Source organism: Virgibacillus salexigens, assembly GCF_000723585.1.
GTDB classification, from domain to species: Bacteria; Bacillota; Bacilli; order Bacillales; family Amphibacillaceae; genus Virgibacillus; species Virgibacillus salexigens.
This window is the reverse complement of sequence record NZ_CCDP010000001.1, coordinates 1,419,507-1,432,305: the sequence shown is the minus strand read 5'-3', so window position 1 is coordinate 1,432,305 and position 12,799 is coordinate 1,419,507. Positions and strand designations below refer to the sequence as shown.

The 12,799-nt window shown below is 37.3% G+C and carries 13 protein-coding genes; all 13 read right to left on the bottom strand.

What is annotated here, in order from left to right:
• Positions 1-5 precede the first annotated feature (5 nt).
• A complete protein-coding gene (locus BN990_RS06400; RefSeq protein WP_021289056.1) occupies positions 6-977 on the bottom strand; it encodes a gluconeogenesis factor YvcK family protein in 972 nt (323 codons plus the stop codon).
• Between the two features lie 2 nt (positions 978-979).
• On the bottom strand, positions 980-1,864 hold the full coding sequence (gene rapZ, locus BN990_RS06395; RefSeq protein WP_021289057.1) for an RNase adapter RapZ: 885 nt from the start codon (positions 1,862-1,864) through the stop codon (positions 980-982).
• A gap of 24 nt (positions 1,865-1,888) precedes the next feature.
• Entirely contained in the window at positions 1,889-2,347 is a 459-nt protein-coding gene (locus tag BN990_RS06390) for an NUDIX domain-containing protein (RefSeq protein WP_021289058.1), read from the bottom strand.
• 289 nt (positions 2,348-2,636) lie between these two features.
• Positions 2,637-3,590, bottom strand: coding sequence for a thioredoxin-disulfide reductase (trxB, locus tag BN990_RS06385; RefSeq protein ID WP_021289059.1), 954 nt, complete (start codon positions 3,588-3,590; stop codon positions 2,637-2,639).
• A gap of 77 nt (positions 3,591-3,667) precedes the next feature.
• Positions 3,668-4,669 carry a tetratricopeptide repeat protein gene (locus BN990_RS06380; RefSeq protein WP_021289060.1) on the bottom strand — a complete coding sequence of 334 codons (1,002 nt, stop codon included), beginning with the start codon at positions 4,667-4,669 and terminating at the stop codon, positions 3,668-3,670.
• Positions 4,670-4,831: 162 nt separating this feature from the next.
• Complete coding sequence (locus BN990_RS06375; protein WP_021289061.1) at positions 4,832-6,499, bottom strand: glycerol-3-phosphate dehydrogenase/oxidase; 1,668 nt, start codon at positions 6,497-6,499, stop codon at positions 4,832-4,834.
• A gap of 242 nt (positions 6,500-6,741) precedes the next feature.
• A complete protein-coding gene (gene glpK, locus BN990_RS06370) occupies positions 6,742-8,232 on the bottom strand; it encodes a glycerol kinase GlpK (protein WP_038242984.1) in 1,491 nt (496 codons plus the stop codon).
• 40 nt (positions 8,233-8,272) lie between these two features.
• On the bottom strand, positions 8,273-9,070 hold the full coding sequence (locus BN990_RS06365) for an MIP/aquaporin family protein (RefSeq protein WP_038242983.1): 798 nt from the start codon (positions 9,068-9,070) through the stop codon (positions 8,273-8,275).
• A gap of 143 nt (positions 9,071-9,213) precedes the next feature.
• Positions 9,214-9,762: a glycerol-3-phosphate responsive antiterminator gene (locus BN990_RS06360; protein WP_038242978.1), complete on the bottom strand. Its 549-nt coding sequence runs from the start codon at positions 9,760-9,762 to the stop codon at positions 9,214-9,216.
• Positions 9,763-9,776: 14 nt separating this feature from the next.
• Positions 9,777-10,292, bottom strand: a complete 516-nt coding sequence (locus BN990_RS06355) for an acyltransferase (RefSeq protein ID WP_021289065.1) — start codon at positions 10,290-10,292, stop codon at positions 9,777-9,779.
• Between the two features lie 4 nt (positions 10,293-10,296).
• The gene (ppaX, locus tag BN990_RS06350; protein WP_038242977.1) at positions 10,297-10,932 is read right to left on the bottom strand and encodes a pyrophosphatase PpaX; all 636 of its coding nucleotides are present in this window, start codon (positions 10,930-10,932) and stop codon (positions 10,297-10,299) included.
• Positions 10,907-11,869, bottom strand: coding sequence for a nucleoside recognition domain-containing protein (locus BN990_RS06345; protein ID WP_021289067.1), 963 nt, complete (start codon positions 11,867-11,869; stop codon positions 10,907-10,909). Before BN990_RS06345 ends, ppaX begins: the two co-directional genes overlap by 26 nt.
• A 51-nt stretch (positions 11,870-11,920) precedes the next feature.
• Positions 11,921-12,796 carry a prolipoprotein diacylglyceryl transferase gene (lgt, locus tag BN990_RS06340; RefSeq protein WP_021289068.1) on the bottom strand — a complete coding sequence of 292 codons (876 nt, stop codon included), beginning with the start codon at positions 12,794-12,796 and terminating at the stop codon, positions 11,921-11,923.
• Positions 12,797-12,799: the final 3 nt, after the last annotated feature.

Genomic DNA, 12,799 nt, shown 5'->3' with positions numbered 1-12,799 from the left:
TCTACTTAAAAATCAGTTGTTGTTTTTAATAAGGAATATAACAAAGATGAAACTTTCGTATTATCATGTCGTAATGTTGATCTGGTTGGATCAATGATATCCCCTTCAATAATTTGTAATCCCATATCTAATAACCGGTCCGTATCATAGATTACCGGAGCTGCATTTTCTTCAGCGTAAATAGCACGAACCGCTTGTTCAATTGGTTCATTGTGAACAACAATCGCATCCACACTTGAATCCCCAATATGGTCGCGAATAGCTTGAACATGATCAGCTGCTGTATATCCAGTAGTTTCACCTGCTTGCGTCATTACATTACAGACATAAACAACCTTTCCTGACGTCTCACGAATTGCTTCATCAATTTGCGGCATAATAATTGTTGGCATAATGCTAGTATAAAGACTGCCAGGTGCAATAACAATAAGGTCGGCTTTTTTTAAAGCTCGAACAGCATTAGGTAAGGGTTGTACGGGCTGCGGACTAAGAAAAACACGTTCAATTTTTTTATTCGATAAAGGGATATTTGATTCTCCGGAGACTACGGTACCATCTGTCATTCTGGCATGTAGCGACATATTATCATTAGATATCGGATATATCTTCCCTTTTACATTTAATACACGTGATATTTCCCGAATTCCCATATTAAAATTTCCAGTGATAGATGTCATCGCTGCTAATAGTAAATTACCCATCGAATGCCCTGATAATCCATTTCCAACATCAAACCGATGCTGAAATAATTCAATTAACATCGGTTCTGCGTCGGAAAGTGCAGCAATAACATTACGAATGTCCCCAGGTGCAGGGATAGCCATTTCATTACGCAATCTTCCTGTACTTCCACCATCATCAGCTACTGTCACTAATGCAGTCAGTTGGATTGGAAGATCCTTTAATCCTCGAAGCAATACAGGCATACCTGTACCACCCCCTACAACGACGACATGTGGGAGGTTTTCTTTAGTCATATTTAACGTCCCTTTCTTTTGTCAATATCACGATGACTAACATGAGTAATGTAATTCGGAGCTAACTCTTTAGAGAAGTGTTCTGCAAGAGCAACAGACCGATGTTGTCCTCCAGTACAGCCGATTGCCACAACCAGTTGTGACTTGCCTTCTTTTTTATATTGTGGAAGCATAAATTGAAGAAGGTCGAGGACCTTTGCAATAAATTTCTGTGTATCTGTCCATTTAAATACATAAGAAGATACATCACTGTTAAGCCCCGTTAACGGTTGTAAATTTCCAACATAGTGGGGATTTGGCAGAAAACGCACATCAAATACAAGATCAGCATCAATCGGCAATCCATACTTGAATCCGAAAGAGACCATGTGTACAGAAAATACTTCTTGTTCTTCCTCTGCATATTTTTGAACAATTTTTTCACGAAGTTCTTTTGGCTTCAGATTTGTCGTATCAATAATACGTTGAGCTCTTCCTCTAAGTTCATCTAGTATCTCTCTTTCTTGACGTATTCCTTTTAGCGGGAGGCCACCAACTGCTAATGGATGTGAGCGCCTTGTTTCCTTATATCTACTAACAAGCTTTTCGTCTTTTGCATCCAAAAAAAGAATATGTTCATCGAGCCAATCTTCTGTGGCCAGTACATCTAATGCATCGGATAATGTATCAAAAAATTCCCTAGCGCGTAAATCCATTACAAGTGCAACTTGTTGAATATTATTTGTAGAGTCTTTCATTAGTTCAATGAATTTAGGCAATAATGTAGGAGGAAGGTTATCCACACAATAATACCCCAGGTCTTCAAAACTTTGTACAGCTACCGTTTTCCCTGCGCCGGACATTCCCGTAATGATTACCAGTTTTGTTTCAAGTTTTCCGCTTCTCATTCTGTGACTCCCCTTTACCTCGTCCTATAATGGATCTATCCGATAATTAATTAGTTCATCTTCCTCTGTATAAGAAAAAGCTCCAGTTACTACCGTTTCATGTTGCAGTACATGTTCATATATCATTCGGTCACCTTCAGCCATAGGTAGAGATTTTATTCGGTCTATTTCAACCCACTCAAGTTCTCCTTCTCTACAAAAGTCCGTTAGCTGCCCCTCATAATGCTCACACACGAATGTATACATCATCCATTCACGTGTAGAAGTTGTGTCTTCCAAAATACTGAAAGTAAAGACTCCAGCTAATCTTGGATGGTGGAGAGACAGCTCTGTTTCTTCCTGATATTCTCGAATTACCGATTCCCGGATTGTTTCTCCCTGCTCCATTTTACCCCCAGGAATAGCATACCAGCCATGTTTTGGTTTTTTTATTACTAATATATGGTTATTATCTATTACTATGCAATTGGTCACACGTTGCATTCCAATTCACCTCAATACAAAAACGGTATTTCGTTCATTCCAAATTTAATTATACTAGTTCCGACAAAAAACTTCCATAAGCCTGTCCTGTAGTTATTTACCAACAACTTATTTCAAGCAAAAAAAAAGAGCACAGGTTACAACACCTGTGCCAAAAAACTAATCTATCTATTAAAAGGGGGTCAATTAGTTACTTCTTATTATACCCCATAATTATTGCGAATATATTACAACGCCATTAAAAACCAATTACTATTGGTAAATTTTTCTTAAAAACGGTATTTTGTTATTAAGAGTTCGCTGTTTTTAATTCTTCGTTAAGGTCTTCTACATATTTTATGGCAGCTTCTGCTGCAATACTTCCATCTCCGGTTGCAGTCACAATTTGACGTAAGGTTTTATCACGAATATCGCCAGCAGCAAAAATTCCAGAAATATTGGTTTCCATATGCTCATTTGTAGGAATGTAGCCTTCATCATTTGTTATTCCGAGAGACTTAAATGGTTCACTTAATGGCACCATGCCAATATAAACAAATACTCCATCGATTGCATGATCGTATTTTTCCCCAGTTTTATTGTTCTTTAAAGTTACGCTTCCGACTTTTCCGCCAGATTCGTTAATTTCTTCAACTACTGTATCCCAAATAAAATCAATTTTATCATTATCAAATGCTCGATCCTGAAGGATTCGTTGTGCACGTAAAGCATCACGACGATGCACGACAGTTACTTTATCTGCAAAGCGCGTTAAATAAATCCCTTCTTCTACAGCTGAGTCTCCTCCGCCGATTACAATAAGATTTTTCTCTTTAAAGAAGGCACCATCACAAACAGCGCAATATGAAACGCCACGCCCACCTAATTCTTCTTCTCCAGGGATGCCGAGTTTTTTATATTGTGCACCAGTTGTTATAATTAGTGCTCTGGTGTTATATTCTTTTTTACCAGCAACAACTGTTTTGTACTCACCGTGATCAATTACTTCTTTAATATCACCATAAGCATATTCTGCACCAAACTTTTTTGCATGTTCGAACATTTTATTTGATAAATCAGGTCCTAAAATATGGTCGTAACCTGGATAATTTTCCACATCTTCGGTATTTGCCATTTGACCTCCGGGAATGCCTCGCTCAATCATTAGCGTGTTTAGGTTTGCACGAGAAGCATACACAGCGGCAGTCATACCAGCAGGGCCAGCCCCTGCAATAATAACATCATACATTTGGTTTTCGGACATCACTATCGCCCCTTTTTCTATTATAATTCAGCCATACTTAGCTTATTAAAATCAACTGGATTCGTCTATTATTATGCTCAAGTATCCATTTCCCAAGGAGCTAACTCATTGGTTAAATTAGAATGTTTCTTTGTTCCTTCTTGCCAGATCAGTTCAGCCTTGGCTGTTTCACCGATATAATAAGCTGATAAAGCATACCATCTAAAGTAGGATGGATGACCAGCTACTTTTGGTTTTGCAAGTAACACAAACCGACGATAAGCTTCGACATGTTGTCTTGTTCTTGACAGCGTAACAGCAATCCGTAATTTTTGCTGTTCATGAATAGGATATACATTTAGTAATGTCTGAATATGAAAATCATATTCTTTATGATTATCCATTGTATAATAAAACAAAGCTAAATTTGTATGACTGTATAAAGAAGTAGGGTCTTCTTTAAGCTCATTTATTTCTAATTCAATTGCTTTAGCTTGATAACCGGAAAAGAATAGAGCTTGTGTATAATCATGCTTGGTGATTTTATGTTCAGGAAATAAATACATCATTTCTTCTAACAAAGGGATCGCTTTATCCCATTCTAAATTCTCCATATGATAAAAGACGGTTTCTTGATAAATGAGCAATTCATCTTCATCTTCCATTTCCCAATCGTCTTCATCATCTTCAATATCAATTAAATCTAATAAACGAAGCGTATCATCTTTAAAGTCACCTTCAGGCTGTTTTTCCAAATAAAGATCGGCATATTTTTTAGCATCATTTAATAAACCAAGATGCGCATAGTTGTTAGCCATTAAATAATAGCAATCTACATACTCAGATGATTGTAATACCTTCGTTAATAATTGATTGGCAGCATGATAAGCACCAATTTCTGTATATATAATCGATAGTTGGCATTTATATAATGGATCCGCTGGCTTTTGTTCGATCGCTTTTTTCATCCATTTAATTGCTATGTCGAATTTTCTTTTTTGAAAAGCTTCTACACCTTTTGTGAAATAAAAATCACCTTCAGGAATGAAAGGGAGAACATTGTTTTGTTTTCCACTTGATTTACTTGTAACCTGTTGCATGTGTATCCCCCTAGTTTGTAAACATACGAACAAAGTATATCATAAATAGGCGGGGAATTATATAGTAGTAAAATCGAACCATTTTCAAAAGCAAAAAGGAACACCTACGCGAATTCCTCAAGTTGTCTGGAAAGTCTTCGTAGGTATTCCTTTAAAGGCATATTAGTTAGCAACCGGATGTGTGGCATCATACATTAAGTCGTCCAACTGTTTTGTAAATACTTCTTTTTGGTCATCCGTCCAGTTCAGTGTTTGAGCCATATAGTCAATGACATTATCTTTATGTGATCTTACCCATTCAATGTCGAAGAATAATGCTCCTGTACGTCGAATAAAGAAGTCTACTGGTTTATAAGCCGCTTCGTGTTTAATAGCATATAGAAGTTGTGCAAAGACTACTGGATCGATATCTGCTTGTTTGGCTTCTCCTTGTTTTGTACGATAAAGCTCAAGAACAGTCTCAAAGTTAGCGCCATATTTTTGAATTAAATTACGCGCTGTTGATTCATCTATACCTTCTGCCACTGCTTCAGCAGACTTTCTTTCCATGAATTTTTTAAACCCTTGCGATCCACCAACTTCTCCACCAGATATAGGTAGATGTATCGTATCCGATTTAGAATACATAATACCTTCTTCTTCTTGAAGCTGTTTTGTTACCGTATTTACTGCTTGTTCAGCCATCTTACGATACCCCGTTAACTTACCACCAGCCATTGAAATTAAGCCAGAATCAGATACGAAAATTTCATCTTTTCTAGAGATCTCACTAGGATTGTCTGTTCCTTCTTCAGCAATTAACGGACGTAAGCCAGCCCAGCTTGATTCTACATGGTCAGCAGTAATATTTAATGAAGGGAACATATAATGGATTGCATTAATTAAATAATCACGATCTTCAACTGTCATTTTTGGATTGGCAATGTCTCCCTTATAGCTTGTATCCGTAGTACCTACATAGGTAATATTTTCTCTAGGAATAGCAAAGATCATCCGACCATCCGGCGTATCAAAGTAAACGGCTTGTTGCAGCGGGAAGATTTCTTTCGGAAATACCAAATGGATTCCTTTGGTTAGATGAAGTGCCTTTCCTTTTTTAGATCCATCTTTTTCTCTTAACTCATCAACCCAAGGACCACCAGCATTGATAATTTTTTTAGCAAAAATACGATATTCTTCACCATTGATTTGATCCTCAACGACAACTCCTTCAACCTTGTTGTTATCATTATAGATAAAATCAGTGACTTTCATATAATTAGCAGCTTGTACTCCCTTTTGTACAGCTTTCTTTAATACTTCAATTGTCAGACGAGCATCATCTGTTTTATATTCAACATAATAGCCTGCGCCTTTTAAATTATCTCTTTTGACCAGTGGTTCGCGATTTAAAGCTTCTTCAGGATTAAACATTTTACGCCGTTCATTTTTTTTAACCCCTGCAAGAAAATCATAAACACGAAGACCAATATTTGTTGTAAACGGCCCAAATGTTCCACCTTTGTGGAATGGAAGCATCATCCACTCTGGAGTGGTTACATGGGGACCATTTTCATAAACAATCGCTCTTTCCTTTCCGACTTCAGCTACCATTTTCACTTCAAATTGCTTTAAGTAACGAAGGCCTCCATGTACTAACTTGGTTGATCTACTAGATGTTCCAGCAGCAAAATCCTGCATTTCTAAAAGACCTGTTTTTAATCCTCTTACTGTGGCATCTAGTGCGATTCCTGAACCAGTTATTCCTCCACCAATGACAAGTAAGTCCAGTTTTGTATTTTCCATTTCCTTTAATCGTTCTGTTCGTTTATAACTAGAAAAGTTATTCACATGATCACTCCCCAATTTCCACTAATGTCTATACATATAAATACCCAAATTTATGGATAGTCATGTATGGGCAGACGGAAAATATTCAATTAATCAAAAAAGAAGCCGCAAAACAAACAAATATACAAGGTATATTTGTTGATTGCGGCTTCTCCTTTTCTCCGTCCACATATTAACTTAATTAGAAGTATAGCATATAAATTATGAAAGGTAAAGTGGTAAGTATTTTGGTCTGTACAGGCTTATTTAAATGATTGCGCTGCTTTCACCGCTTGCTTCCATCCATTGTACAACTCTTCTCGTTCTCCTTTTGAAATGGTAGAAGTAAAGGTTCGATCAATCTTCCATTGATTCGCGATTTCCTCTTTGCTTTCCCAGAAGCCGACCGCAAGTCCAGCAAGATAAGCTGCACCTAAAGCCGTCGTCTCATTAATAACAGGACGTTCAACATCAACATTCAACATATCACTTTGAAACTGCATAAGGAAATTATTTTGGACTACTCCACCATCCACTCTAAATTTCTTCACCTGCATTCCTGCTTCTTGTACCATTACATCAACAACGTCTTTAGTTTGGTAAGCTAATGCCTCTAACGTAGCCCGAACAAAATGTTCTTTAGATGTACCTCTCGTTAATCCGAATAGTGAACCTTTTACATCACTATCCCAATAGGGTGTGCCTAGACCGACGAAAGCAGGCACAAGATAAACTCCTTCTGTTGAAGAGACAGCATTCGCTAAGCTTTCAGTTTCCGAAAATGTATGAATAAGTTCTAAGCCATCACGCAGCCATTGGATTGCTGAACCTGCAACAAATATACTTCCTTCTAATGCATATTCTACTTTCCCATCTACACCCCATGCTATGGTTGTCAATAATCCGTTTTCAGACTTCATACCTTTTTCTCCAGTGTTCATAAGCATGAAACAACCAGTACCATAAGTGTTTTTGGCCATTCCTTTATCAAAACAAGCTTGGCCGAATAAGGCTGCTTGTTGATCACCTGCCATACCAGCAATTGGAACCTCATAACCGAAGAAATGATAATCCACTGTATTGCCATATACCTCTGATGATTGTTTTACTTCTGGTAGCATAGATGTAGGAATGCCAAGAATTTCTAATAATCCTTCATCCCATTTTAGATCATAAATATTATACATTAATGTTCTTGAAGCATTGGAATAATCCGTAATATGTTGCTTTCCTCCTGATAGTTTATAGACAAGCCAGGTATCAATCGTACCAAACAAAAGATCACCGTTTTCTGCTTTCTCTCTTGCACCTTCCACATGATCAAGTATCCATTTTACCTTTGTACCCGCAAAATATGGGTCTATAAGTAATCCTGTTTTATCACGAAATGTATCGCTATAGCCATCATGAATCAATTGTTCGCAGATATCTTTTGTTTGTCTTGATTGCCAAACAATCGCCTGATAAATTGGCTTACCAGTATGTCTATCCCATACAACGGTTGTTTCTCGTTGGTTAGTGATACCAATCGCCGCAAGATCCGAAGGCTCTATATCTGCTTTACGTAACGCATCAGAAATACATGCCAACATGGATGTCCAAATCTCATTGGCATCATGTTCTACCCATCCTGGTTTCGGGAAATACTGTTGGAATTCCTTTTGAGCCGATTCTACTACTTCTCCTTCATGATTAAAAATGATCGCTCGAGAACTTGTTGTTCCTTGATCTAAAGCTAGTATATAATTTTTCAATTCTATTCCTCCCCAACAATCAACTACTAATTTACCACCACTATGACGCTTTCTTCAACTCTTGTAGTAATGCAGTAGCAAATAATAATAAAATTCCTATGCTAAAGACCCAAAATATTATTGTACCATTTGTTTTAAAAATTGCCTCATAAAAAAGCCCGCCATAGATTCCACCAAGGGCCGGCCCAATTACTGGTATCCACGCATAACTCCAATTGGAATGTCCCTTTCCAGGAATTGGTAAAAACCAATGTGCAATTCGTGGTCCTAAATCACGAGCCGGATTAATAGCATAACCAGTTGTGCCCCCAAGTGACATACCAATAACCACAATTAATAAGCCGACAATTAATGGATTCAGTCCTTCGGTAAAAGTATTCGCCCCAATAAACAGCAGTCCCATGACTAATACGAATGTCCCGATCATTTCGCTAATTAAATTTGCCATCGTACTAGGAATCGCAGGTCCCGTAGAAAAGACACCAAGTTTGACAGCAGGATCGTTCGTTTCTTTCCAATGCGGCAAATAATGAAAAAACACAATGACTGCACCTATCATTCCACCTAACATTTGTGCACAAATATAGATAGGCACTTTCGCCCAAGGGAATTCACCAATCGAAGCAAAACCTAATGTAACAGCGGGATTCAAATGGGCACCGGTAATACTACCTACTGCATAGACCCCCATGGCAACTCCTAATCCCCAAGCAAAAGAGATAAGTACCCATCCTGAGCCTTCCGATAATGTTTTCTTCAAATTTACCCCTGCAACTACACCGCCCCCGAAAATAATTAAAATCATGGTACCAATTAATTCACCTATGAATTCAGACATATCCACACCTCATTTATCTAAGATAGCCGCTCTTTTGTTATTCCACAAATTGAGCAAACTTATAACAGGTATGTGCTTAACCAATTTGATTGCCTAGATTCCCACAAAAAAAAGCCATTTTTTGTAAATGGCTTTTGACCCGATCACTTCACATTCCAAAGCGCGGTATTTGAAGTTGAAACACCAATAGCTCCAGCAGTTAATGCTGCCTTTACTTCCTCTTCCTTTGTTATTAAACCTCCTGCTATCACCGGTAATTCTGTTTGCTCATGTATGTATTGAATCATCGTTGGTATTAAACCAGGTAATACTTCAATACAATCTGGACGAACTCGATTAATTAATTTTATATTTTGTTCCAATGCCAAACTATCCAATAGAAATACACGCTGGATGGCTAGTAATTGGTGCTTCTTTGCCATACTAATAACATTAGCTCGTGTTGACAGAATTCCATCGGGTTTGATTTCACGAATTAAAAATTCCATCCCATAATCATCAGATTTCAGCCCCTGAATTAGATCAAAATGAATTAAAATTTGCTTGTTTGCACGCTTCGAATAGTTTACCAAGCTTTTAATCTGAGATAACCGTGTTTCTAAAATAACAATAGAATCATGAGGAGTTTCTAATGCTTTATCAAAATCTTTCATCTTTCGGATCGCCGGTAATATACCAGTTGGCACATCCACTCCAATCACCTACTCTAATTTCTTTTTTCTTCTCGCTGTTCCATTTCTTCTTTTGTGTAAATCACTTTCATTGGGTTGCCGCCAACAAATGCACCTGCAGGTACATCTTTATGCACAAGGGTACCTGCTGAGACGATTGCATGATCGCCAATAGTCACTCCTGGTAAGATCGTAGAATTTGCTCCAATCATGACTTCGTCACCAATCATAACTTCTCCAATCCGGTACTCTTTTATCAAATACTCATGGGCTAAGATTGTTGTATTATAACCAATCACACTATTTCTACCCACTTTAATCTTTTCTGGAAACATAATATCTGGCATCACCATTAAAGCAAAAGCAGTATACTCTCCTACTTCCATGAATAACCATTTACGATAGAACCAATTTTTTATTTCGATGATTGGGGTATACCTTGCTAATTGGATGACGATAAAATTTTTCATTACTTTCCAAAAAGGTACCGTATTATAGATTTGCCATAAAGCATTTGTATCTTTTACAGGAAATCGTTTCGTTTTACGCATTTAACTACACTCCAGTTAATACTAAAAGATCACGAATATCTTCTAACATATAAGTTGGTTCATATTCCATTAATCGTTGTTTCCCTTTGAACGACCAAGCTACACCAGCGGTTTGTACACCTGCGTTTTTTCCAGATTCTATATCATGCGAATTATCTCCAACCATAAGGGTTGTTTCAGGATTTGCCTGTAACGTTCTCATTGCTTTTAGAACAGGTTCGGCATCTGGTTTAGGGTGATTAACATCATCGATCGTAATTACGGTACTGAAAAATGAATCTAGTCCAGTGAGCACCAGCCCTTTATTTACACTTTTTCTCATTTTTGTTGTCACAATCGCAAGTTGAATACCTTTATCCTTCAGCTGCGATACTGTTTCAACTACATTAGGAAAAGCTATTACATAATTATCATGTTCCTGTAAATTATGTTCACGGTACGTTTGAACCATGGCATCAGCTTGTATTGGATTGATTTTCTTAAAAGTATCGACAAGTGGAGGGCCATTAAATTCAATAATTTCTTCCCTTGAGAAGTCTAAGTTATAGAAATGAAACGTATGAATAAATGAAGCAATTATCAATTCATTTGTATCAATTAATGTTCCGTCTAAATCAAAGAGTATTGTACGTATGCTCATTCGTTGTTTCCCTTCTATGTTTCTTTTTATCCATATTTTTCCATACAAAAGCGATAGTCATTGTTAATACAATAGCAGTAATTAATCGAATTAGTAATAGTGGCCAAACAGGAATCCCCAATGGAATAAATACTAACGTATCTTCTACAACAGCATGACAGGATACGAGGAAGATAAGCGCAAGTATCATATCCTTTTTTTCTACACCATCTTCTTTTACAGCTTGAATCATTACTCCAGCTCCATATGCTAAACCAATTGTAAGTCCAGCAACCATAGTCATTGATGTGTTTTCTTTCATTCCAAGTACTTTTGTAAACGGAGCGAACTTGTTTGACAATATTGTTAGCCATCCTTTTTCACGTAAGAATTGCATGACCACCATCAACGGAATGACGATTAACGCTAATTGACCAACTGCAATAATTGCAGTTTGAATTCCTTGTAATACGATTTCTCCCCAACCATCTAAAGCGGGATCCCCATTAGAAATAAATCCATAAGCCGCTTGTTCTGAACCGCCATTCCAAACAAGATTGATAATAACTGCGGATACAATCGCTAAAGCTATTCGTATTCCTGCAATTAGCCACCAACTAACCCCGACTTTTGATGCTACCGCAGATTCAATAAACAAGTTATGGGAAAAGGATAGCATTACTGCCATGATAAATACTTCTTTAACTGTAAAATCAAAGGATACAATGGCTGCTATACCTGCATATAAATTTAAACTATTTCCTAAAACTAATGGTACTGCCGCCTCTCCAGATAGACCAATCAGCCCCATTAGAGGGGTTAACTGTTCAATAACCCATGGTAATACTGGTGTAAATTGTAGAATAGTCACAATTAACGTAATGGGAAAAATAACCTTGCCCAATGTCCACGTAGTATGTAACCCTTGCTGTAGTCCTCGATGTAAGATCCCATACATTCCATATTCCCTCTTTCATATGAAACTTTCGTTTATTTGAGTTACCAGACCTTATTTTTTCTTCTTCTTTTGCTTCGTTGTTTTCTTTCCTTTGCTGCCATTAGCTTTCATACTATTGTCTTTGTATCTTGCTTGAACTGTTTTGCGGCGATAAATAATTAAGATAATCGCTACAACAATGATGACAATAGAAATCAATTGTGCTTGTCGAAGTGAGCCTATTAAATAAAGACTGTCCGTTCTCATTCCTTCAATAAAGAATCTTCCAACGGAATAAGCAATTGCATAACCAAGGAATAATTCACCACGAATTGGATTAAATCTCCGAATCATTAACAGAAGGACAAACACCAAAATATTCCAAACGGATTCATATAAAAAGGTTGGATGATACATAACACCGTCAATACACATTTGATTCATAATAAAATCAGGTAGATATTGATGAAAATTGGTATATGTAGATTCCGCAATGGGGCCCCCATGTGCTTCTTGATTCATAAAATTTCCCCATCTACCAATTGCTTGACCGAGTATGATACTAGGTGCTGCAATATCAGCCAATTGCCAAAACGATACATCTTTTACTTTTGCATAAATAATCGCAGTAATGACTGAGCCAATTAATGCTCCATGTATTGCTATGCCGCCTTCCCATATTGCAAATATGTCTGTCCATGGTCCACCTACATAACGATCCCATTCAAAAATAACGTAATAAATCCGAGCAGATATTATGGCAATAGGTATAGCAAAAACAACTAAGTCAACCATAATATCTTTCTGCATGCCTAGTTTATTCGCTTCCCTATTTGCTAAAAATAAACCTAAAAAAGCCCCGGCAGCAATGATGACTCCATACCAATAAATTGGCAAACCGCCAATTTGTAAGAACACGCGATCCAGAGCAGGTGCTGAACAACTCATTCG